Source organism: Streptomyces sp. SCPE 10 (assembly GCF_051980735.1).
In the GTDB taxonomy this organism is placed as follows: Bacteria; Actinomycetota; Actinomycetes; order Streptomycetales; family Streptomycetaceae; genus Streptomyces; species Streptomyces misionensis.
Genome location: NZ_CP197069.1, coordinates 1,716,710 through 1,738,201, shown reverse-complemented (window position 1 = coordinate 1,738,201; position 21,492 = coordinate 1,716,710). Strand labels below are relative to the sequence as shown.

General features: G+C 73.3%; 21 protein-coding genes. 15 read left to right on the top strand and 6 right to left on the bottom strand.

Translation table 11 applies throughout. From position 1 onward, the window contains the following. Window positions 1–363: 363 nt before the first annotated feature. Genes ACSP97_RS08170 through ACSP97_RS08150 form a run of 5 tightly spaced genes read left to right on the top strand, consistent with a single transcriptional unit; the run spans window position 364 to window position 4,975 of the window. Window positions 364–2,022 (top strand): ATP-binding protein, encoded by a 1,659-nt coding sequence (locus ACSP97_RS08170; protein WP_440556939.1) that lies wholly within the window; start codon window positions 364–366, stop codon window positions 2,020–2,022. Beyond that, window positions 2,019–2,423 carry a roadblock/LC7 domain-containing protein gene (locus ACSP97_RS08165; RefSeq protein WP_070030235.1) on the top strand — a complete coding sequence of 135 codons (405 nt, stop codon included), beginning with the start codon at window positions 2,019–2,021 and terminating at the stop codon, window positions 2,421–2,423. The genes ACSP97_RS08170 and ACSP97_RS08165 overlap by 4 nt, the downstream gene beginning before the upstream one ends. Further along, window positions 2,420–2,872: a DUF742 domain-containing protein gene (locus ACSP97_RS08160; protein WP_358274813.1), complete on the top strand. Its 453-nt coding sequence runs from the start codon at window positions 2,420–2,422 to the stop codon at window positions 2,870–2,872. Before ACSP97_RS08165 ends, ACSP97_RS08160 begins: the two co-directional genes overlap by 4 nt. Then, window positions 2,853–3,509: a GTP-binding protein gene (locus ACSP97_RS08155; RefSeq protein ID WP_355154285.1), complete on the top strand. Its 657-nt coding sequence runs from the start codon at window positions 2,853–2,855 to the stop codon at window positions 3,507–3,509. The genes ACSP97_RS08160 and ACSP97_RS08155 overlap by 20 nt, the downstream gene beginning before the upstream one ends. Next, complete coding sequence (locus ACSP97_RS08150; RefSeq protein WP_440556936.1) at window positions 3,506–4,975, top strand: cytochrome P450; 1,470 nt, start codon at window positions 3,506–3,508, stop codon at window positions 4,973–4,975. Before ACSP97_RS08155 ends, ACSP97_RS08150 begins: the two co-directional genes overlap by 4 nt. Window positions 4,976–4,984: 9 nt before the next feature. Here ACSP97_RS08150 and ACSP97_RS08145 read toward each other — a convergent pair whose 3' ends face one another. Further along, window positions 4,985–5,923: an RluA family pseudouridine synthase gene (locus ACSP97_RS08145; protein WP_355328290.1), complete on the bottom strand. Its 939-nt coding sequence runs from the start codon at window positions 5,921–5,923 to the stop codon at window positions 4,985–4,987. Between the two features lie 74 nt (window positions 5,924–5,997). Here ACSP97_RS08145 and ACSP97_RS08140 point away from each other — a divergent pair, with 74 nt between their 5' ends. Together ACSP97_RS08140 and ACSP97_RS08135 are read left to right on the top strand one after the other, a co-directional pair. Next, entirely contained in the window at window positions 5,998–6,579 is a 582-nt protein-coding gene (locus ACSP97_RS08140) for a GNAT family N-acetyltransferase (protein ID WP_355154291.1), read from the top strand. A 193-nt stretch (window positions 6,580–6,772) separates the two neighbouring features. Next, complete coding sequence (locus tag ACSP97_RS08135) at window positions 6,773–9,037, top strand: NB-ARC domain-containing protein (protein ID WP_440556934.1); 2,265 nt, start codon at window positions 6,773–6,775, stop codon at window positions 9,035–9,037. A 45-nt stretch (window positions 9,038–9,082) separates the two neighbouring features. Here the strand turns inward: ACSP97_RS08135 and ACSP97_RS08130 are convergent, their stop codons facing one another. Next, window positions 9,083–9,931, bottom strand: a complete 849-nt coding sequence (locus ACSP97_RS08130; protein ID WP_358298578.1) for a siderophore-interacting protein — start codon at window positions 9,929–9,931, stop codon at window positions 9,083–9,085. A 122-nt stretch (window positions 9,932–10,053) separates the two neighbouring features. Beyond that, a complete protein-coding gene (locus ACSP97_RS08125; RefSeq protein WP_440556933.1) occupies window positions 10,054–10,974 on the bottom strand; it encodes a 5'-3' exonuclease in 921 nt (306 codons plus the stop codon). Window positions 10,975–11,206: 232 nt separating this feature from the next. On the opposite strand from ACSP97_RS08125, the gene ACSP97_RS08120 reads away from it, so the two are divergent. The 4 genes from ACSP97_RS08120 to ACSP97_RS08105 all read left to right on the top strand — a co-directional run bounded on the left by ACSP97_RS08120 (window position 11,207) and on the right by ACSP97_RS08105 (window position 15,776). Continuing rightward, a complete protein-coding gene (locus ACSP97_RS08120; protein WP_355154297.1) occupies window positions 11,207–12,292 on the top strand; it encodes a quaternary amine ABC transporter ATP-binding protein in 1,086 nt (361 codons plus the stop codon). Next, complete coding sequence (locus ACSP97_RS08115; RefSeq protein WP_358298582.1) at window positions 12,285–14,099, top strand: ABC transporter permease/substrate binding protein; 1,815 nt, start codon at window positions 12,285–12,287, stop codon at window positions 14,097–14,099. The genes ACSP97_RS08120 and ACSP97_RS08115 overlap by 8 nt, the downstream gene beginning before the upstream one ends. A 385-nt stretch (window positions 14,100–14,484) precedes the next feature. After that, window positions 14,485–15,057 (top strand): helix-turn-helix domain-containing protein, encoded by a 573-nt coding sequence (locus tag ACSP97_RS08110; protein WP_355154301.1) that lies wholly within the window; start codon window positions 14,485–14,487, stop codon window positions 15,055–15,057. Further along, window positions 15,054–15,776 carry a helical backbone metal receptor gene (locus tag ACSP97_RS08105; protein ID WP_440556929.1) on the top strand — a complete coding sequence of 241 codons (723 nt, stop codon included), beginning with the start codon at window positions 15,054–15,056 and terminating at the stop codon, window positions 15,774–15,776. Before ACSP97_RS08110 ends, ACSP97_RS08105 begins: the two co-directional genes overlap by 4 nt. On the opposite strand, the gene ACSP97_RS08100 is transcribed toward ACSP97_RS08105, so the two are convergent. Beyond that, a complete protein-coding gene (locus ACSP97_RS08100; RefSeq protein ID WP_440556928.1) occupies window positions 15,688–16,857 on the bottom strand; it encodes a TDT family transporter in 1,170 nt (389 codons plus the stop codon). The two genes, ACSP97_RS08105 and ACSP97_RS08100, sit on opposite strands and share 89 nt — an antisense overlap. 71 nt (window positions 16,858–16,928) lie before the next feature. Here ACSP97_RS08100 and ACSP97_RS08095 point away from each other — a divergent pair, with 71 nt between their 5' ends. The 3 genes from ACSP97_RS08095 (at window position 16,929) to ACSP97_RS08085 (ending at window position 18,461) form a co-directional block, all read left to right on the top strand. After that, window positions 16,929–17,855, top strand: a complete 927-nt coding sequence (locus ACSP97_RS08095; RefSeq protein WP_440556926.1) for a LysR family transcriptional regulator — start codon at window positions 16,929–16,931, stop codon at window positions 17,853–17,855. Window positions 17,856–17,940: 85 nt separating this feature from the next. Beyond that, a complete protein-coding gene (locus ACSP97_RS08090; protein WP_435644002.1) occupies window positions 17,941–18,231 on the top strand; it encodes a hypothetical protein in 291 nt (96 codons plus the stop codon). Then, window positions 18,228–18,461: a hypothetical protein gene (locus ACSP97_RS08085; protein ID WP_440556923.1), complete on the top strand. Its 234-nt coding sequence runs from the start codon at window positions 18,228–18,230 to the stop codon at window positions 18,459–18,461. Before ACSP97_RS08090 ends, ACSP97_RS08085 begins: the two co-directional genes overlap by 4 nt. 111 nt (window positions 18,462–18,572) lie before the next feature. On the opposite strand, the gene ACSP97_RS08080 is transcribed toward ACSP97_RS08085, so the two are convergent. Together ACSP97_RS08080 and ACSP97_RS08075 are read right to left on the bottom strand one after the other, a co-directional pair. Then, window positions 18,573–19,262, bottom strand: a complete 690-nt coding sequence (locus tag ACSP97_RS08080) for a gamma-glutamyl-gamma-aminobutyrate hydrolase family protein (RefSeq protein WP_355525323.1) — start codon at window positions 19,260–19,262, stop codon at window positions 18,573–18,575. A 23-nt stretch (window positions 19,263–19,285) separates the two neighbouring features. Then, a complete protein-coding gene (locus tag ACSP97_RS08075; protein WP_355328303.1) occupies window positions 19,286–20,023 on the bottom strand; it encodes a FadR/GntR family transcriptional regulator in 738 nt (245 codons plus the stop codon). A gap of 96 nt (window positions 20,024–20,119) precedes the next feature. Here ACSP97_RS08075 and ACSP97_RS08070 point away from each other — a divergent pair, with 96 nt between their 5' ends. After that, window positions 20,120–21,478 (top strand): glutamine synthetase family protein, encoded by a 1,359-nt coding sequence (locus ACSP97_RS08070; protein ID WP_440556921.1) that lies wholly within the window; start codon window positions 20,120–20,122, stop codon window positions 21,476–21,478. Window positions 21,479–21,492: the final 14 nt, after the last annotated feature.

Sequence of the window (21,492 nt, the reverse complement as noted above, 5' to 3'; positions counted from 1 at the left end):
CTCGCCGGACGACACGAAGACCGGCTCATCCCTCGGGGTGGGCCGGTTTTCGTATGCCCGTACGTCATGACCGAACGTGTTCGAACATGTGCTGAACGTACAAATGGGGCCGAGCGTACTCCTGGTACGAGGGTGGTGTCAGGCGGTCGCCGAATATGACACGGGCGTTGAGCCGGTCGGACTAGGCTCGCCCGCGGCGCACCGAGTTGAGGTAATTCGCGCGCCTGTTCCCCTTTACGGAGAAGATCCCGTCTGCGCCATGAATCTTCCCCCCGACATCTCTCCCGACACCCGGCCGATCCGTCCCCGGCCGATCCGTCCCCAGTCGATCCGTCCCCAGCCGAACCGTCCCAGAAGGCATCCATGGTGAGTGTTCAGAAGCCGCCCGGTCGCCGTGAACGTCCGTACGCCCGGGTCCTGTTGCCACCGGCCATAGTGATGGCCGCGGCAGGCGCGGGCGCCGTCGCCCTGGTGCCCGACGAGGCCCGGGCCGCCGTCGGCCTGTGCGCCGCCCTGGCCCTGCTGCTGGTGCTCGTCACGGCGGCCGAGGCCGCCCGGCGCGGCCGCCTGCTGCGCGCGGAACAGGCCGCGCACGCCCGCGACACCGCGCACCTGGAGGAGCGGCTCGCCGACCACGACGTCCTGGTCCACCGCTTCGCCACCGACGTCCTGCCCTGGGCGTTCGCCCGGCTGACCCGCGGCGAGCTGCTCCGCGACGTGCTCACGAACGTCTACGACGCCGACCCCGAGCTGCGCGTCCTGCCCGACGCCTACCGGGAGATGGTGCGCGTCGCGCTGCGCGGCGCCGACCACGAGATCACCATGAGGATCGCCACCGAGCGCTCCTTCGTCAGCATCGCCCGCCGCGTGCAGGCCATCGTGCACCAACAGGCCGTGGAACTGCGGGAGATGGAGGAGGACCACGGCCGTAACCCGGAGGTCTTCGACGACCTGCTGCGCCTGGACCACGGCAGCTCGCTGATCGGCCGGCTCGCCGACACCATCGGCGTCCTCGGCGGCGGCCGCCCCGGCCGCCAGTGGCCGCTGCCGGTCTCCCTCTACAGCACCCTGCGCGGCGCCATGTCCAGGATCCTGGACTACCACCGCATCCACCTGGCGTCCATCTGCAACATCAACATCAAGGGCACCGCCGTCGAGCCGGTCATCCACGCCGCCGCCGAGCTGTTCGACAACGCCACCCGCTACTCGCCGCCCACCACCAAGGTGCACGTCACCGCCGTCGAGGTGCAGACCGGCATCGTCATCGAGATCGAGGACGCCGGGGTCAGCCTCAACGAGGAGTCCCGGATCCGCATCGAGAAGATGATCGAGGACGCCAAGAACGGCGACGACGCGCACAACCTCGGCGACAACCCGCGCCTCGGCCTCGCCGTCGTCGGCCGGCTCTGCAAGCAGTTCGACATGGAGGTCTCGCTGCGCACCTCCGCCTACGGCGGGCTGCGCGCGATCCTCATCGTGCCGCGCGTGATGACCACCACCGAGCCCGGCGTCGGCGTCGCCCACGGCATCGGCGCGACCGGCATCCCGATGCCCGAACTCGGCGCCGTCGAGGGCCCCAGGCGCCGCCCCAAGAAGCGCCGCCCCACCAGCCCCAGGATCCCCGCCGGGATCTCCATGGAGGACGACGTCCCCGAGGTCACCGAGTGGACCGCGGGCGGCCTGCCGCAGCGCCGCAGCCGGGTCAAGGTCCCGCTGAGCCGGCGCTGGGCCGAGGAGGCGGCCATCGAGCAGGCCGAGCGCGAGGGCCGGCCCACCATCTGGTCGCAGACCAGGCAGGAGCCCGAGCCCGAGCCGGAGCCGGACCCCGAGCGCAGGAAGCTGATCGAACGACCGCCGGGCATGTGGATCGACGACTTCTTCGACGGACTGCGCAAGGGCATGCCCGAGGACGCCACCGCGCCCGAGCTGACCGACTTCACGCTCCACCCGACCAAGTACCTGCACCTGATCGATGACGCGGCCGCCCCCACCGAGGCCGACGACGAGGAGACCACCCGGTGATCCAGCAGCGAGGCAACTTCGACTGGATGCTCAAGCAGCTCAACGACGGAGTACCCGGCATCCAGATGATCGTGGTGCTCTCCTCCGACGGCCTGCGCATCGCCCGCTACGGCGGCGAACCCGACGCCGCCGACCGGGTCGCCGCCGCCTGCGCGGGCCTGCAGAGCCTGGCCGGCGCCATCATCCAGGAGATCCCCGGCGCCGGCGACATGAAGGTCGTCGTCGTGGAGATCGAGGGCGGCTACTTCTACCTGATGAACGCCGGCGCCAACGCCTACCTCGCCGTGCTCGCCGACGTCACCTGCGAACCGGGCCGGATGAGCGGCATGATGCGCGACCTCGTCGTCCGGATCGGCGCCCACCTCACCAGTCCGCCCCGGCGGGACGGGCAGACCGTATGACCCCTCCACGACGCACCCGGCGCAGGCCGGGCCCGCCGCCCCCACCCGCCCCGTTACCTCCGCCGCCGGCCGAGACCCCGGACGACCCGCTCCCGCACGGCACCCCCGACGGCCAGCCCCCGCCCAGGAACCCCGAACGGCTCTACGCCGTCACCGGGACCGCGGACGGCGGCCGCGCCGAACTCGACCTGGTGACCCTGATCGTCGCCCGCCGCACCTCCCCGCCCGGCGCGTCCCCCGAGCACACGGCGGTGCTCGACCTGTGCGCGGCCCCGCTGTCGCTGGCCGAGCTGTCGGCCTATCTCTCCCTGCCGTTCAGCGCGATGACGGTACTGATCACGGAGATGATCACGGCCGAACTGGTGCAGGCGCGTGCCCCGGTCGTCCGCCGGGCGGCCCCCGATCGTTCCCTCCTCGAAGCGGTGATGCATGGACTTCAAAAGCTCTGACACGATCCCCGGCCCGCGCACCGAGGACCAGCTGCCGCACACCACCCAGACCGCGGTGAAGATCGTCATCGTGGGCGGTTTCGGCGTCGGCAAGACCACCATGGTCGGTTCCGTCAGCGAGATCAGGCCGCTGACCACCGAGGAGACCATGACGCAGGCCGGCATCGGGGTCGACGACGACTACGGCTCGGAGACCAAGACGGCCACCACCGTCGCCATGGACTTCGGCCGGATCGGCATCACCGACAAACTCGTGCTCTACCTGTTCGGCACCCCCGGCCAGGAGCGCTTCTGGTTCCTGTGGAACGGCCTGTTCGAGGGCGCGCTCGGCGCGGTCGTCCTCGTCGACACCCGGCGCCTGGAGGTCAGCTTCGACGTCATGGGCCGGCTGGAGGAACGCGGCGTGCCCTTCGTCGTCGCCGTCAACTCCTTCCCGGACGCCCCCCGTCACCCCATCGAGGAGCTGCGCGCCGCGCTCGACCTCACCCCCGAGATCCCGATCGTCGAGTGCGATGTGCGCCGCCGGGCCTCCAGCAAGGACGTGCTGCTCACCCTGATGCGCTTCCTGCACTCGCTCGCCCTCTCCGGCGCCCTCGTCCGACCCGCCCCTTTCCCCGTTCCGGAGCGAACACCGTGACGTCTGAACCCCAGTTGCCCCCCGGCACACCCGACACCCTCCCCGGTCCGCCCCCCGGCTGCCCCGCGCACCGCCCCGGCCCCGGCGGGGCGCACCGGCTCTACGGCCCCGGCGCCGAGGACCTGGACGACCTCTACGAGCGGCTGCGCGAGCAGTACGGCCCGGTCGCCCCCGTACTGCTCCACGACGACGTGCCGATGTGGGTGGTGCTCGGGCACGCCGAGAACCTCCAGGTGGTGCGCAGCCCCTCGCAGTACACCCGCGACAGCCGGATCTGGGCGCCGCTGCTGGACGGCCGGGTCAAGCCCGACCACCCGCTGATGCCGCACATCGCCTGGCAGCCCATCTGCTCCCACGTCGAGGGCGACGAGCACCTGCGGCTGCGCCACGCGGTCACCTCCGCCATGGGCACCATCGACCACCGCAGCGTCCGCCGGCACATCGGCGGCCACACCCAGCGCCTGGTCAACGGCTTCTGCGAGCGGGGCCGGGCCGATCTGGTCGCCCAGTTCGCCGAACACCTGCCGATGGCGGTGCTGTGCGACATCCTCGGCATGCCCGAGGAGTACAACGACCGGATGGTGCAGGCCGCGCGGGACGCCCTGAAGGGCACCGAGACCGCCAACCAGAGCCACGCCTACGTCATGGACGCGCTGAACCGGCTCACCAAGCGCCGGCGTGCCCGGCCCGAGGACGACTTCACCAGCCATCTCGTCACCCACGGGGCCGGGCTCGGCGACGACGAGGTCCGCGAACACCTGCGGCTCGTGCTGTTCGCGTCCTACGAGGCCACCGCCAACCTGCTCGCCAACGCGCTGCGCATGGTCCTGACCGAGCCCGGGTTCCGCGCCCGGCTGAGCGGCGGGCAGATGACCGTGCCGGAGGCGATCGAACAGTCGCTGTGGGACGAGCCGCCGTTCAGCACCGTCTTCGGCTACTTCGCCAAGCAGGACACCGAGCTGGGCGGTCAGCGCATCAGCAAGGGCGACGGACTGCTGTTCGCGCCCGCGCCGGGCAACATCGACCCGCGGGTGCGGCCCGACCTGTCCGCGAGCATGCAGGGCAACCGCTCGCACCTCGCCTTCGGCGGCGGCCCGCACGAGTGCCCGGGACAGGACATCGGGCGGGCCATCGCCGACGTCGGCGTCGACGCCCTGCTCACCCGGCTGCCCGACGTCCAACTGGACTGCGCGGAACACGACTTGCGCTGGCGGTCCTCGATCGCCTCCCGGCACCTGGTGGCGCTGCCGGTGCGCTTCGAACCCAAGCCGCAAGCGGACGCCGACCTGCCGCCCAGGGCCTACCGCCCCAGCCTGCCCGCCGACCTCATGCCGCCCGCCCCGCGCCCCGGGCCGAGCGCGGCACTGCCCGCCGCCGTGCCGCCCGCCCGGCCGGTGACACCGGCCCCCGTGCCGCCGCCGAAGGGGCCCTGGCAGCGGCTGCTGCGCTGGTGGCGCGGCGAGTGAGCCGGCCGGTCACGCCCAGCCGGTGCCGGACCAGGCCGCCAGGGTGCGCCCGCTGGTGAAGGCGTGCTCCACGCCGGTGACCGGATCGGTGAACTCCAGCCGGCGCGCGAGCAGTTGCAGCGGGCGCCGGAAGTCGCCGGCCGGCGCCGGGTCGGTCACCACCGGGTAGAGCGGGTCGCCGAGGATGGGCACCCCGAGCGCGTTCAGATGCACCCGCAGCTGGTGGGTCTGGCCGGTGCGCGGCAGCAGGCGGTAGCGGCCGAGCCCGTCCCGCCGCTCCAGCAGCTCCACCCGGGTCTCGGCATTGGGCTCGCCCTCGACCTCCCGGGCGGCCAGTGCCCCGCGCTCCTTCACGATCCGGCTGCGTACCGTCCGGGGCAGCGCGAGCGAGGCGTCGTACGGGGCGACGGCCTCGTACTCCTTGCGCACCCGGCGGTCCCGGAACAGGGTCTGGTACGCGCCGCGTTCCTCGGGCCGCACCGTGAACAGCACCAGCCCGGCGGTGAGCCGGTCCAGCCGGTGCGCGGCCGTCAGCGTCGGAATGCCCAGCTCGCGGCGGAGCCGGGCCAGGGCCGTCTGGGCGACATGGCTGCCGCGCGGGGTGGTGGCCAGGAAGTGCGGTTTGTCGGCGACGACGATGTGCGCGTCCCGGTGCACCACGGTCACCGGGAACGGCACCGGGGTCTCGGCGGGCAGATCGCGGTGGAACCACACGAACATCCCCGGCCGGTACGGCGCGTCCGGCGGCACCGCCCGCCCGTCGGCGCCGACGATCCCCCCGGCGTGGAACATCGCCTCCACCATGCCGGGCGCCGCGCCCGTGAGCCGCTCCACCAGATGCTCCCGCACGGTGGGCCACGCCCCGTCCGCGGGCAGCCGCACCCGCACCGGGTCCACACCGTCGCGCTGGGGGAGCGGGGCGGGCGGGGGCGGCGTACGGCGTCTCACCCGGTCAAGGGTACGAGGCGGGGACGGGGCGAAACCCCTGGGTGACGGGCGTCGCACGACGGCAGTATGGGGCCATGCCCTTTCTCACCCGCCCCGTGCTGTCCGCCGGCGCTCTCGCCCGTGCCCCCCAGCCCGCCATCGCGAGCGGTGACGGCCTCGTCCTGCGCCCCTGGCGGGCCGAGGACGCGCCCGCCGTGTACGCGGCGTTCCAGGATCCGCTGATGCACCGCTTCCACGGCAAGTCCTGCGAGTCCGAGGCGGAGGCCGCCGGCTGGATCACCGAGTGGCAGGAGCTGTGGGAGGGCGAGAGGCAGCCGCAGTGGGCGGTCGCGGCGGCGGACGGCGACACGCTGCTGGGCAGGGTCGCGCTGCGGCAGATCGAACTGGGCGACGGGACGGCCGAGATCGCCTACTGGACGGTGGCGCGGGCCCGTGGCCGTGGCGTGGCCGCGCGGGCGGTCACGGCCCTGACCCGCTGGGCGTTCGAGGAGATCGGTTTCCACCGGCTGGAGCTGATGCACTCCACCGCCAACGAGGCCTCCTGCCGGGTCGCCCGCAAGGCCGGTTACGCCCCCGAGGGCACCCGGCGCAGCGCCTTCCTCCACCCCGACGGCTGGCACGACATGCATCTGCACGCGCGGGTGCGGGGGGACTGACCGCCCGCCGGGGGACCCGGACGCGCCGATCCCGCGAAGCCCGGCGAGGCGGCCGGGCGGGCGCCGGTCCGCCCACGCTCCGCCGCCCGGTCCGGGCGCCGGGGTTGTTACCGTCGTTCCATGGGCTGGACGTGCTCGTGGACGGGTTCCCGCCCCTCGTAGTCTCCGGCAGGGGAGAGCGAAGGAGTGGCCGGTGTCCGGGGAGTCGTTCGGAGTCGTCCTGCGCGGTCAGCGGCAGCGACGCCGTCTGACCATCGAGGAGTTGGCCGAGGCGTCGGGGGTGAGCGTCCGGGCGATCGGTGACATGGAGCGGGGTCGCAGCCGGGTCCCGCAGCGGCGTACCGCGACGGCGCTGGCGGAGGGGCTGGGGCTCGGCGCGGCGGAGCGGGAGGCTCTGCTGGCGGCCGCGCGGGCGGCACGGACGGCGCGTGCGACCCGCCCGGTGGCGGGCCCGGGGACAGCCGTGCCGCCGCGGACGGTGGGGGACTTCACCGGACGCGACGGCGAGCTGGCGCGGCTGCGGGACGCCGCGGCACGGGCGGGCACCGGCGAGGGCACGTCGGTGTCGGTCATCTCGGGCCCGCCGGGGTGCGGGAAGACGACGCTGGCCCTCAAAGCGGCAGCGGACCTGGCACACGAGTTCCCCGGTGGCTGTTTCGTGGTGGACCTGCACGGCGTGGCGGGCCCCATGGACACGAGCGAGGCGCTGCTGAAGCTGCTGAAGGCACTGGGGGTGTCGGACCGCAGGCTGACGCAGGAGGACGCGGCCGGGCGCGCGGGGCTGCTGCGGGCCCTGCTGGCCGAGCGCCGGTGTCTGGTGGTGCTGGACAACGCCCGGGACGAGGGGCAGGTGCGTCCGCTGCTGCCCGCCCGCGGGCGGAGCCTGGTGCTGGTCACCAGCCGGCGGCCGCTGAGCGGTCTGGAGAACGTCGACCGGCTGGCGCTGTCCGAGATGGCGCGGGCCGAGGCGGTGGAGCTGCTGCGGCGGATCCTGGGCGAGCGGCGGGCGGACGCGGAGATCGACGCCGTGGGACAGGTGGCGGAGCTGTGCGGGCAGCTGCCGCTGGCGCTGCGGGTGGCCGGGAACTGGCTGACGGTGCGGTCGGCGTGGAGCGTGGCGCACCTGGTCCGGCGACTGGCCGACGAGGAACGCCGCCTGGGCGCGCTCGCCGCCGGGGACGTGCGGGTGGAGGCGGCGTTCGAGCTGTCGTACCGGCAGCTGACCGGGGAGGCCGCTCGGATGCTGCGGCTGCTGAGCCTGGTCCCGGCGGCGGACATGACCGCGGCCTACGGCGCCGCCCTGACCGCCACCGGCGTCTTCGAGGCCGAGGACGTCATGGAGGAACTGGTCGAGGCCGGGCTGCTCCAGACCGCTTTCACCGGCCGCTACCAACTCCACGATCTGCTGCGGCTGTTCGCCCGTGCGCGGTTGACGGGCCGGGAGGAGCCCGGTGAGCGGGCGGCGGCCGAGGACCGGCTGCGCACCTGGCTGCTGGAGACGGCCGTGGTCGCCGGCCGCTGGTACAAACCCGGGTACGGGGCACCGCCGTCCTCCTGGCGGGGCCTGGTCCCGCTGGAGAGTGCCGAGCAGGCCCGCGCCTGGCTCCAGGACGAGGCCCCGGCCTGGCTCGCCGCGCTGCGCGCCGCCGCCCGCAGGGGCGAGCACCGCCGGGTCGTGGAGACCGTCGGCGCCATGGAGTGGTTCTGCGACCTGTGGCTCTTCTGGGGGCACTGGCCCGAGGTGTTCCGCCTGTCGAGCGAGGCCGCCGCCGCGCTGGACGACCCGTACCTGCGGGCCTTCCACCTCAACTGCCACGCCTGGGCCCTGAACACCTGCGAGCACCGCCACCGCGAGGCGATCGAACGGGCCGGGGAGGCGCTGGACTGCGCCCGCCGCGCCGAGGACGTCACCCAGCAGGCCTCGGCACTGGCGCACGCGGCGAACGCGCACCGCAAGCTCGGCGAGGCCCGGGAGGCCGCCGAGAAGTCCCTGGCCGCCATCCACCTGGCGGAGGGTGGCGGCGATCCCGAGGTCTGGCTGAACGCCGTGGCGAGCCACGCGGTCTCCCTGCGCTCGGCCGGCCGTGCCGAGGAGGCCCTGCACCAGGACCGGCGCGTCATCGCCTTCCTGGACGCGCCGGACTGCCCGGTGAGCGAGTTCATCGCCGACGTCATCCGCGCCAACACGATCTACGCGATCGGTCTCGACTACGCGGCCCTGGGCCGGTGGCGGGAGGCCGCCGACCACTACCGCGACGCCGTGGCCGAGTCCCACCGCATCGGTCTGACCAACGGAGAGGGGTACGCGCTGGTGTCCCTGGGGCAGGCCCTGATCGAGCTGGGGGAGGCGGAGGAGGCCCGCACCCGCCTGCTGGAGGCCCTCGCCCTCGGCGACGAGGCCGACGGCAAGGAACTGCGGACGGCGCGGACGCTCCTGGACGCGCTCCCCGCCGAGTGACCGCGCCGCGCGTGCCGGCGGCCGGTCGCCCGGGCGGTGGCGCGCTCAGGCCGCCGCCGCGCCGCCGTCCTCCTGCTCGGCCTCGATCCGGGCGTTCCACTCCCGCTTGGAGGCCTGCCAGCCGTCCTCGTTGTGGCCGAGCCGCCAGTAGCCGGAGATCGACAGGTCCTGGCGCGGGATCTGCCGCTCCACCCGCAGCATCCGGCGCAGCTCCTTCACGAAGCCGGCCTCGCCGTGCACGAACGCGTGCAGCCGGCCCTCGGGGAACTCCAGTTCCCGTACGGCCTCCAGCAGGGCCGCGCCGACCGGGCGGTCCCCGCGGTGCAGCCAGACGATCTGGGCCGGGGAGTCGATCTTCTGTTCCTCCTCGGGCCCGGACACCTCCACGAAGGCGTGTGCCAGGGTCCCGGCGGGCAGGGTCTCCAGGGCGCGGGCGATCGCGGGCAGTGCGCTCTCGTCACCGGCGAGCAGATGCCAGTCGGCGTCCGTGTCGGGCGCGTAGGCGCCGCCGGGGCCCATGAAGCGCAGGGTGTCACCGGGGCGTGCGCGCAGCGCCCAGGGGCCGGCCAGGCCCTCGTCGCCGTGGATCACGAAGTCCAGGGTCAGCTCGCGGTGTCCCGGGTCCCAGGCGCGCACGGTGTAGGTCCGGGTCACCGGCCACTGCTCGCGCGGGAACTCGGCCCGGATCCGCTCCAGGTCGAAGGGCTCCGGGTAGACCACTCCGGCCGGGCCGAACAGCAGCTTCACGTAGTGGTCGGTGCAGGTGTCCGCCGCGAACCCGGCAAGACCCTCGCCGCCCAGCACCACGCGCTGCATGTGCGGGGTGAGCCGCTCGGTGCGTACCACCCGGGCGGTGTGGACCTTGCGCGGCTTTCGTTCCGGACGCTCTGCCATCACGGCCTCCTGCAAATTGGTTAGGTATACCTAAGCTAACATTTCCTCCTTCGGCCCGGATCTTCCTTCGTTGTTCAACGGCCGCCCTTTGCTGGAATATTGCCGATCCCGCGGGCCCCGGCTCACCCGCCCAGCGTGTCCAGCAGCCGTTGCAGCGAGCCGCCCAGACCCCACCGGGCCGCCAGCTCCGCCAGGCCCGCCGGATCGCGCGGGACGCGCGGCAGCGCGGTGTCCACCTCGGGCAGCGGCACGTCACCGGCCACCCGCACCACCTTCGGCGCCACCGCGACGTACGGCCGGGCCTCGGTGAGCCGACGCCGCTGCGACGGCGTGAGCCGGGCCCTGGGGTCGTCCACCGCGGCCATGATCCCGGCCAGGTCGCCGAACTCGGCCAGCAGCTTGGCGGCCGTCTTCTCGCCGATCCCGGCCACGCCCGGCAGGCCGTCGCTCGGGTCGCCGCGCAGCAGCGCCAGATCCGCGTACCCCCGTCCGTCCACTCCGTACTTCTCGCGCAGCACCGATTCGTCGGTGATCCGGAGGGTGCCCACGCCCTTGACCGGGTACAGCACCCGCACCCCGCGGGCGTCGTCCACCAGCTGGTACAGGTCGCGGTCGCCGGTGACGATGTCGACCGGTCCGGTGGCGCGCTCGGTGAACGTGCCGATCACGTCGTCCGCCTCGTAGTCGGGGACGCCGACCCGGGCGATGCCGACGGCGTCCAGCACGGACTCGATGACGGGCACCTGCGGGGCGAGGGTGTCCGGGACCTCCTCCGCGTCCGGCGCGCCGGTGTGCTCCGCGGCGACCCGGTGCGCCTTGTAGGTGGGGATCAGCTCGACCCGCCACCGCGGCCGCCAGTCGGCGTCCATGCAGGCCACCAGGTGCTCCGGCCGGTGGTCCCTGACAAGCCGGTCGATGAAGTCCAGCAGTCCGCGCACCGCGTTCACCGGGGTGCCGTCCGGTGCCTTCACGGAGTCGGGGACGCCGAAGTAGGCGCGGAAGTAGAGCGAGGCGGTGTCGAGCAGCATCAGTCGTCCGGTCACGCTCGCATCATGCCGCACGCCACCGACAGTCACCTTCGCCCACCTTTCGCCCTGGAACGCGTTGCGTGATGCGCAACGCGGTGAGCCCGGCCACTTGTGAGTTTGCCTCTGTTTGACCTGGGAAGCAGCGCCGCCATGGAGCGAGTGGTTGCTCATTTCAACTGTCGGCTGGTTTTCGACGGTCGGAGGGCCCGCCGCTCCGCTGTCCCTGTTCCCGAGACAAGAGGTACGCGTGCAAGCCAGGCTTGAGGCGGAACACCTGTTCAAGGTGTTCGGCAGACGACCGGACGACGCAGTGGAGCGCCTGCGCAGGGGCGCCGACCGGGAGGAGCTGCGCGCCGACGGCACCACGGCCGCCGTGATCGACGCCTCCTTCCGTGTCGAGGCAGGTGAGATCTTCGTCGTCATGGGGCTGTCGGGCTCCGGCAAGTCCACCTTGCTGCGGATGCTCAACGGTCTGCTGGAGCCGACCGCCGGCAGCGTGCGCTTCGACGGCGAGGAACTGACCGCGCTGAGCGACCGCGGACTGCGCGAGCTGCGCTCCCGGAAGATCAGCATGGTCTTCCAGCACTTCGCGCTGTTCCCGCACCGCAGCGTCCGCGACAACGCCGCCTACGGCCTGGAAGTGCAGGGCGTGCCCCGCGCCGAGCGCGAGCGCCGCGCCGACGAGGCGCTCGCCCTGTGCGGCCTGGCCGGCTGGGAGAAGTCCTGGCCCGACGAGCTGTCCGGCGGCATGCAGCAGCGCGTCGGCCTCGCCCGCGCCCTCGCCACCGACGCCGACCTGCTGCTCATGGACGAGTCGTTCAGCGCCCTGGACCCGCTGATCCGCCGCGACATGCAGGACCAGCTGCTCCAGCTCCAGAAGACCCTGAAGAAGACCATCGTCTTCATCACCCACGACCTCAACGAGGCCATGCGCCTGGGCGACCGCATCGCCGTCATGCGCGACGGCCGCATCGTGCAGACCGGCACCGCCGAGGACATCCTGCTGCGCCCGGCCAACGACTACGTGGCCTCCTTCATCCAGGACGTCGACCGCTCCCGGGTGCTCACCGCGGCGGCCGTGATGGACACCGAGGTGCGCGGCGACGAGGCGGACTGCGACTGCGAGACGGCGACACCCGAGACGCCGTTCACCGAACTGTGCGCGATCAGCGCCCGGGTGAGCCACCCGGTCGCCGTGCTGGACGCCGGCCGCTCCCTCGTCGGGGTCGTGCCCCGGCAGCGCCTGGTGGGCTTCCTCGGCGACGAACGGGGCGAACCGGCCGCCTGCGACGGCCACGGCAAGGACGGGAAGAAGGTGACCGCCCATGCCTAGGCTCCCCCTCGGCGACTGGGTCGACTCCGGTGTGAACTGGCTGGTCGACCACCTCTCCTGGCTCTTCGACGCCGTCAAGGCTGTCATGGAGGGCATGTACGACGGCATCGACGCGGTGCTCGCCGCCCCCGCGCCGCTGCTGATGGCCGGCATCCTCGCCGTCATCGCCTGGTGGCTGCGCGGCCTGAGCGCCGGTGTCCTCGCGTTCGCCGGCTTCGCCCTGGTGGACTCGCTCCAGCTGTGGGACCAGGCGATGTCCACGCTCGCCCTGGTCCTCGTGGCCACCGTGATCGCCCTGGTGATCTCGATCCCGCTGGGCATCTGGGCGGCCCGCTCCAAGGCGGTCGGCGCCGCCGTACGGCCCGTCCTGGACCTGCTCCAGACGATGCCGTCGATGGTCCTGCTGATCCCGGCCATGCTCTTCTTCGGGCTGGGCACCGCGGCCGGCGTCGTCGCCACCCTGATCTTCGCGCTCGCCCCCGGCGTCCGCATGACCGAACTCGGCATCCGCCAGGTCGACGCCGAACTGGTCGAGGCCGCCGAGGCGTTCGGCACCACCCCGCGCAACATCCTGTGGCGCGTCCAGTTGCCGCTCGCCCTGCCGACCATCATGGCCGGCGTCAACCAGGTCATCATGCTGGGCCTGTCCATGGTCGTCATCGCCGGCATGGTCGGCACCGGCGGCCTCGGCGGCGCCGTCAACGAGGCCATCGGCCAGCTCGACATCGGCTACGGCTTCGAGGCGGGCGTCGGCATCGTCGTCCTCGCCATCTACCTGGACCGCATCACCGGCGCCCTCGGCACCCAGCTGTCCCCGCTGGGCCGCCGGGCCGCCGCCAAGGCGCCCCGCCGCGCCTGGTCCTACCGCCCGCACCCGGCCGTCGCGGTCGCCGGTGTCGTCGTCCTCGCGCTCGTCGCCGGCGGACTCGGCGTCTTCGGCTCCGCCGGCGGCAGCTCCGAGGCCTCCGGCACCGACATCGGCAAGGGCAAGGAGGTCAAGATCGGCTACATCCCCTGGGACGAGGGCATCGCCTCCACCTTCCTGTGGAAGGAGATCCTCCAGGAGCGCGGCTTCAAGGTGACCACCACCCAGTACGCGGCCGGCCCCCTCTACACCGGACTCGCCACCGGGCAGATCGACTTCGAGACCGACTCCTGGCTGCCCACCACCCACGCCGAGTACTGGAAGAAGTACGGCAAGCAGCTGGACGACCTCGGCAGCTGGTACGGGCCCACGTCCCTGGAGCTGACCGTCCCCTCCTACGTGAAGGACGTCGACTCCCTCGCGGACCTCAAGGCGCACGCCTCCGAGTTCGGCGGGAAGATCGTCGGCATCGAGCCGAGCGCCGGCGAGATGAGCCTGCTCAAGAGCAAGGTCCTCAAGGAGTACGGGCTCAACGGCACCTACCAGGTGATCGACGGCTCCACCCCGGCCATGCTCGCCGAGCTCAAGCGCGCCTACGCCAAGAAGGAGCCGGTCCTGGTCACCCTGTGGTCCCCGCACTGGGCCTACAGCAGCTACGACCTGAAGAAGCTCAAGGACCCCAAGGGCGCCTGGGGCAAGGGCGACGGGGTCCACACCCTGTCCCGCAAGGGATTCGCCGAGGACAACCCGCAGGTCGAGCGCTGGCTGAAGGACTTCTCCATGACCGAGAAGCAGCTCACCGGCCTGGAGGCGCGGATCCAGCAGGCGGGCAAGGGCAAGGAGCAGGACGCCGTCCGCGCCTGGCTGCGCGAGAACCCCGGCCTGGTCGACAAGTGGGCCCCGGTCACCGGCGACCGCGCCCAGAGCCAGGCGGCCGGGTGACCTGACGGGCCCGGACCGCCACCCGAGGGGCGGACGACACCGTACGACGATGGGGGTACGGAGCCGTCCGCCCCTCGCGGCGCTTCCCGTAGGGGAAAGCTCCCGTTTCCCCTACGGCAAGAATCCGGCCAATCACCCAGCGTGATGGCTCTGGCTGCTGGACATGTTCATCCCCAGGGAGGAAGCATCGGGGGACCCCCGCGAAGCCCCCGACCCTGGCGTGAACCGGGAGGGTAAGGGGTCGTCGGCGAGCAGGGGATGTGACACGCGCATGAAACCGTTTGCCGAACATGCGTAGGGTGCAGTGAAGCCATCGGGAGCCCCGCAGCGGGCACCCGGTACCCGAGGCGGCACGAACCGACGAGCGAGGGAGGGAGCCGGAGCGATGGGCGACCACAAAGAGCAGCAGCCCGTACGGGTGGGCGCGGCGGTCCGGCGGCGGCGCCGTGCGCTGGAGCTGACCCTCGCGGTCGTGGCCGAGCGCACCGGCCTGTCCGTGCCCTTCCTCAGCCAGGTGGAGAACGACCGGGCCCGCCCCAGCCGCACCTCCCTGGAGAAACTGGCCGACGCGCTGCGCACCACGGCCGTCGAACTCCTCGCCGCCGCGGACCCCGCGGCCACCGTGGACGTGGTGCGCGCCGAGCCCGCCGCCGAGGACGACTTCGCGCCCCGCACCCGCTCCCTGGTCCGCGGCCACCACCAGCTGCACGCCTCCGAGTTCCTCGGCGACCACGACGCCGGACGCGAGTTCCAGCACCGCAACGACGAGTTGATGTACATCGTCGAGGGCGCGGTCGAGATCGAGGCCGAGGGCCGCGCCTACCGCCTCGGCCGCGGCGACACGCTGTATCTCACCGGCGGCGTCAGACACCGCTGGCGGGCGACCGTACCGGACACCCGGGTCGTCGTGGTCGCGGTGGCCGAACACATCGAGGCCGTGCAGGACCGGTCCCGGTGAAGCGCGTCGTCTCCCTCGTCCCGTCCCTCACCGAGGCCGTCGCCGAGACGCTGCCCGGCGCGCTCGTCGGGGCCACCGACTGGTGCGGTCACCCGGCGGACCTGGACGTCGTACGGATCGGCGGGACCAAGAACCCCAAGGTCGAGCGGATCGTCGAGCTGGCACCCGACCTGGTCGTGGCCAACGAGGAGGAGAACCGCGTCCCCGACCTCGACGCGCTGCGCGCGGCGGGCCTCGACGTGCTGGTCACCGAGGTGCGCACGGTCCCGGACGCCTTCACGGAGCTGGCCCGGGTCCTGGCCGCCTGCGGTGCTCCGGAGCGCCCCGGCTGGCTGCGCCGGGCCGAGGCGGCGTGGGCCGCGCTGCCCGAGCCCGCGGAGCGCACGACCGCCGTCGTACCGGTGTGGCGCCGGCCCTGGATGGTCGTCGGCCGGGACACCTTCGCGGGCGACGTACTGGCCCGCCTCGGCGTGCACCACCTGTACGCGGGGCACGCCGAGCGCTACCCCCGCATCCCCCTGGACGAGCTGCGGGCCGCCGCCCCGGACGTGGTGGTGCTCCCCGACGAGCCCTACCAGTTCACCGCGGACGACGGCCCGGAGGCCTTTCCCGGTCTGGCCTGCGCCCTGGTCAGCGGGCGGTACCTGACGTGGTACGGGCCGTCCCTGGAGCGGGCGCCGCAGGTACTGGCCGAGGCCCTGCGAGCAGCTCGCCGCTGAGCAGCCCGCGCACCGTGCCGGTGCCCGCCGCCAGCCACGCCGCGACCAGCAGCACGTACAGCGCGACGGACAGCGCCTGGTAGCCGGTCAGACCGGTGTGCCGGGCGAGGGCCGCCGCGCCGGTGACACAGGTGCCCACCGGGAAGGTGCAGGCCCACCAGGTCATCGCGAAGCCCATGCCCTGGCGCCGGGCCCGCACCAGGTGCGCGACGGCCAGCGCCAGCCACATCAGCGCGAAGCCCGTCACGGGCACCCCGTACAGCACCGAGAACACGTCGAGGCCGCGCGCGTACGCGGCCGGTACGACACCGGGCGCGGCGTTCGCGATCGAGCCGACGGCGGTGGTGGACTGCCCGAGCGGGCCGAGGACCAGGAACAGGGTCGGCGTGAGCGCGAGCGGCAGCGGGCCGGCGGTGATCAGCCGGAAGAGGACCAGCGGCAGCGTCACCAGCGTGGCGAACAGGCTCAGCCCGAACATCGCGAGACAGGCCAGCAGCAGGGTGGCCCGGGGCTGGCCGGGCGGCAGGTGCGGGACGAACTGCGGGCCGAGCGCCGCCGACACCATCGGCGCGACCAGCGGCAGCAGCCACACCGGGGAGGCCTCGGAGGGCTCGATGCGGTGCCGCACGGACATCAGGTACGGCACCGCCACGGCCGCCCCCAGGCCGACCGCCGTACCGGCGGTGTACAGCACGGCGTCCAGGGCGACCGCGGTGCCGGTGCCGAGCCAGTCGCGGCCGGCGGTCGGCGCGCCGCCGCCCACCGCGAGCATGGCCATCGACAGACAGCCGTAGAACGGGGCCATGGCCGGGTCGAGGAGATGGGCGCGGGCCTGGTCGCGGTGGTGGATCCAGTGCAGCGTGCGGGCCGCCAGCAGGGTCATCAGCATCAGCAGGGACAGCGCCCAGACGGCCGCGAGGACCGGGCGCAGGCCGGCCGGCAGGGCCACCGGCAGTGCGCTGCCCGCCGTGCCGACGGCGGCGGTGCCCATGACGGAGGCGTACCAGTTGGGACCGAGGTGGCGGACCCGGACGGCGCGGGGCGCGCGGGTGGCGGGAAGGGGCGGGGCTGCGGTGACCATGGCATTTACCGTGCCGCCGGGATTCTCCCCTGACCAGGGAGTTTGCTTCTATGGGGACATAAACTGGTCTTATGAGCAAGGCGGAGGAGCAGGACGGGCGGGGCACCGGGTCGCTGGCGCACCGGGTGCCCGATCTGGCGGCGCTGGAACTGCTGCTGGCGGTGGCGCGGCTGGGCAGTCTCGGCGCGGCGGCCCGGGAGGTCGGCGTCACCCAGCCGGCCGCGAGCAGCCGGATCCGGTCGATGGAGCGGCAACTGGGGGTGGCCCTGGTGGACCGCTCGCCCCGGGGGTCGCGGCTCACGGACGCCGGGGTGCTGGTGACGGACTGGGCGCGGCGGGTGGTGGAGGCGGCGGCCGCGTTCGACGCGGGGGCGCGGGCGCTGCGGGACCGGCGGGACTCGCGGCTGCGGGTGGCGGCGAGCATGACCATCGCCGAGTACCTGCTGCCGGGCTGGCTGCTCGCGCTGCACGCCGAGCGGCCCGACACGGCGGTCTCGCTGCTGGCCGGCAACTCGGCGCGGGTGGCGGAACTGCTGCTCGGCGGGGAGGCGGACCTCGGCTTCGTGGAGGGACTGTCCGTGCCCGCGGGACTGGACGCGGCGGTGATCGGGCACGACCGGCTGATCGTCGTGACGGCACCGGGCCATCCATGGGCCCGTCGGCGGCGGCCGCTGGCGGCCGAGGAACTGGCGGAGACCCCGCTGATCCTGCGCGAGCGGGGCTCGGGCACGCGGCAGGTGCTGGACGCCGCGCTCGGGGGGCTCGCGCGCCCCCTCATCGAGCTGTCCTCGACGACGGCGGTGAAGGCGTCGGCGGTCAGCGGCGCGGGACCTTCGGTGCTGAGCGAACTGGCGGTGCGGGAGGAACTGGCGCTGCGGCGGCTGGTGGCCATCCCGGTGGACGGCGTCTCCCTCTCCCGCGACCTGCGCGCCGTCTGGCCCACGGGCCACCGCCCCGCGGGCCCGGCCAGGGACCTGCTGTCACTGACCCGCGCCTGAGGCCGACGGCAGCACCACCGCCCGGAGCGCGGGGAGTTGACGTTATGTTGGGCGGGAAACGCCCCCGCAGCGAGAGTGAGGCAGCATGGCCCGCACGTTGGGTGATACCGAGTACGCCCAGGGCTTCCGGTTCGAGTGGTTCGAACGGCGGAAGGACAACGGGGCCCTGTGCGGGTGGTTCTTCCCGGACGACCCCGAGGACGGCCCGGACGAGACCCACCGGCTCTGGATCACCGAAATCCCGGCCCCGCCGGGCGAGGAACCCGCCTACTTCGTCCAGCCCGGCCCCGAGGAGAACCCGGGCTGGCCGCTGCCCTCGCTGGACATGGCCGCCGCCTACCTCACCGGGTGGTTCACCGGACGGGACGAGTGGTGAGCGAACACGGGCCCGAGATCATCGGCCGTGAGACCCTCCGGCTCGACGCCCTGTCCGCGCGCGAGGGCGCCCGTATGGGCAAGCTGTGGCGGCGCGACACGGAGACCCGCCGCACAGCCCTTGTCCGGGCCCTGCACGCCGCGCTGACCGGCGACGCGACCCAGTCCTCCGGGGTCGCGATGGAACGCTTTCCGACGACGCTCAAGAACGGCGTCGGGGCCGACGCCTAGGGTCTTTCGTCTGGATCGGGCCGGATCAGGGAGCGGTGCCGGGGCCCGCGAGCCCGGCAAGATCCGAACGAGAGGCCCCGGGGGCGCCGGTCGGCCGGCCGCGGCCCCCGCTCAGCCCGCCGCAGCGACCAGCGCGCTCATCACCCGCACGTCCTCGCCCATCTCCGGATGCCACTGCACGCCCAGGGCCCAGCCCCGGTTCGCCGGTAGTTCGATCGCCTCCACCGTGCCGTCCTCCGCGTGGGCCGAGGGCACGAGGTCCCGGCCGAGGCGGGAGACGCACTGGTGGTGGTAGGTGGGGACGGTCGTCGCGGCCGGGGCGATCTCGGCGTAGCGCGTGCCCGGCACCGGGGTGACCGTGTGGCTGCCGAAGACGCCCACCGCCTCCACATGCCCCTCCAGGTGCTGCACCAGCGTCCCGCCGAGCGCCACGTTCAGGAGCTGCATGCCCCGGCAGATCCCCAGCAGCGGCGTGCCGGAGGCCAGCGCGGCGTCGATCAGGGCGAGTTCCCAGGCGTCCCGGGCGGTGGCCGGCGGGCCCGTACGGGGGTCGCGGGCGGCGCCGTAGCGGGCCGGGTCCACGTCCGGGCCGCCCGCGACGACCAGCCCGTCCAGCCGGGCCACCGCCGCCGCGGCCAGCTCCGGCGAGTCCGGCGGCAGCATGCACGCCAGGCCCCCGGCCCGCTGCACCAGCCGCGGATACCCGGCCGGCAGCAGCGCGGCCTCCAGCTCCCAGACCCCCCACCGAGCCCCGGTCTCCAGATACGTGCTCACGCCGATCAACGGAACAGAAAGGTTCACGGTCGTACCTTTGCAGAAGCGGCTCAGGTCAGGAAACCCCGCAGCAGCGCCGCCGTGCCCGCGCAGTGCTCCCGCATCATCTCCCGCGCCCCGTCCGCGTCCCCGTCCAGCACCGCCTCCACCAGCGCGGTGTGCTGCCGCTGGGAGTGCTCCAGATTGCGCACCAGCAGCGGGATGCAGTCCAGCAGCTCGTTGACCGTGGCCCGCACCGCCGCGTACTGCGCGGTCAGCGAGGGGGACCCGCACAGCTCGGCCAGGGTCAGATGGAGCAGGGTGTCCCGGCGCCGGTAGTCGGCCAGCGGCGCGTCGTGCGTGCCCGCCAGCGCCTCCCGCAGCCGTGCCGCCCGCTCGTCCGTCAGCCCGTGCGCCGCGCACAGCCCGGCCGCACCCACCTCCAGCACCTCGCGGAAGCGCAGCACGTCCTCGACGTCCACCGCGGCGATCCGCCGCCGCAGCTCGTCCTCGCCGCCCGCGTCCGCGCGCGGCAGCACGAACGTTCCGCCGTACCGGCCGCGCCGCGCCTCGACCAGCCCCTGGTCCTGGAGCACCTTGAGCACCTCGCGCAGCGTCACCCGGCTGATCCCGAGGCGCTCCGCCAGCTCCCGCTCGGCCGGCAGCCGCCCGCCGCCCGGCACCAGTCCGAGCCGTACCACCTGGAGGATCTGCTCCAGCGCCTCCTCGAAGCCGTTGCCCGCCCGCACCGGCCGCAGCACCGCGGCGAGCCGGTCGCCCGCCCCCTGCCGCTCCGTCTCCGGCGACATCCGCCCGCGCCCCCTTCCCAAGCAATGGTTCGGGGCAATACCTTATGGCTCCCCGGCCCGGCCGAAGAAGCGCGTAGGCGCCGAAGGAGGCTCTCCGTGGCAGACCGCACCGCCCCGCTCCCCGTCGAGGAGCTGCACGCCCTGGTGGCGAGCGGTGAGATCGACACCGTCGTCCTGGCCTTCCCCGACATGCAAGGGCGCCTGCAGGGCAAGCGGTTCGCCGCCCGCTTCTTCCTCGACGAGGTCCTGGAGCACGGCACCGAGGGCTGCAACTACCTCCTCGCCGTCGACACCGAGATGAACACCGTCGACGGGTACGCCATGTCCTCCTGGGAGCGCGGCTACGGCGACTTCGCCATGCGCCCCGACCTCGCCACCCTGCGCCGCATCCCCTGGCACCCCGGCACCGCCCTGCTCGTCGCCGACCTCGCCTGGCACGACGACACCCCGGTCGCCGCCGCCCCGCGCCAGATCCTGCGCCGCCAGCTCGACCGGCTCGCCGCCCTCGGCTACACCGCACAGGTCGGCACCGAGCTGGAGTTCATCGTCTTCAAGGACAGCTACGAGCAGGCGTGGGACGCCGGTTACCGGGGCCTGACGCCCGCCAACCAGTACAACGTCGACTACTCCATCCTCGGCACCGGCCGCGTCGAACCCCTGCTGCGTCGGCTGCGCAACGACATGGCGGGCGCCGGCCTCACCGTCGAGTCCGCCAAGGGCGAGTGCAACCCCGGCCAGCACGAGATCGCCTTCCGCTACGACGAGGCCCTCACCACCTGCGACCAGCACGCCCTGTACAAGACCGGCGCCAAGGAGATCGCGGCCCAGGAAGGCGTCTCGATCACCTTCATGGCCAAGTACAACGAGCGCGAGGGCAACTCCTGCCACATCCACCTCTCGCTCACCGACGCCGACGGCACCAACGCCCTGGGCGGACCCGAGGGGATGTCCGAGCTGATGCGGCACTTCCTCGCCGGACAGCTCGCCGCGCTGCGCGACTTCTCCCTGCTCTACGCCCCCAACATCAACTCCTACAAACGGTTCCAGCCGGGCTCCTTCGCCCCCACCGCCGTCGCCTGGGGCCACGACAACCGCACCTGCGCCCTGCGCGTGGTCGGCCACGGACGCTCCCTGCGCTTCGAGAACCGCCTCCCCGGCGGCGACGTCAACCCCTATCTCGCCGTCGCCGGACTGGTCGCCGCGGGGCTGTACGGGGTGGAGCACAAGCTCGAACTCCCCGAGCCCTGCACCGGCAACGCCTACGCCGCGGGCTTCGACCACGTCCCGGCCACCCTGCGCGAGGCCGCCGAACGGTGGGAGCGCAGCGCCATCGCCGAGGCCGCCTTCGGCGAGGAGGTCGTGGCCCACTACCGCAACATGGCCCGCGTCGAACTGGAGGCCTTCGACGCCGCGGTCACCGACTGGGAGCTGCGCCGCTCCTTCGAACGCCTGTGAGCCAGCCCGGGAAA

Coding starts and splice junctions, on each gene's coding strand:
- ACSP97_RS08170 (WP_440556939.1), top strand. CDS start 364: ATGGTGAGTGTTCAGAAGCCGCCCGGTCGCCGTGAACGTCCGTACGCC.
- ACSP97_RS08160 (WP_358274813.1), top strand. CDS start 2,420: ATGACCCCTCCACGACGCACCCGGCGCAGGCCGGGCCCGCCGCCCCCA.
- ACSP97_RS08155 (WP_355154285.1), top strand. CDS start 2,853: ATGGACTTCAAAAGCTCTGACACGATCCCCGGCCCGCGCACCGAGGAC.
- ACSP97_RS08140 (WP_355154291.1), top strand. CDS start 5,998: ATGCCCTTTCTCACCCGCCCCGTGCTGTCCGCCGGCGCTCTCGCCCGT.
- ACSP97_RS08130 (WP_358298578.1), bottom strand. CDS start 9,931: ATGGCAGAGCGTCCGGAACGAAAGCCGCGCAAGGTCCACACCGCCCGG.
- ACSP97_RS08115 (WP_358298582.1), top strand. CDS start 12,285: ATGCCTAGGCTCCCCCTCGGCGACTGGGTCGACTCCGGTGTGAACTGG.
- ACSP97_RS08110 (WP_355154301.1), top strand. CDS start 14,485: ATGGGCGACCACAAAGAGCAGCAGCCCGTACGGGTGGGCGCGGCGGTC.
- ACSP97_RS08100 (WP_440556928.1), bottom strand. CDS start 16,857: ATGGTCACCGCAGCCCCGCCCCTTCCCGCCACCCGCGCGCCCCGCGCC.
- ACSP97_RS08095 (WP_440556926.1), top strand. CDS start 16,929: ATGAGCAAGGCGGAGGAGCAGGACGGGCGGGGCACCGGGTCGCTGGCG.
- ACSP97_RS08090 (WP_435644002.1), top strand. CDS start 17,941: ATGGCCCGCACGTTGGGTGATACCGAGTACGCCCAGGGCTTCCGGTTC.
- ACSP97_RS08075 (WP_355328303.1), bottom strand. CDS start 20,023: ATGTCGCCGGAGACGGAGCGGCAGGGGGCGGGCGACCGGCTCGCCGCG.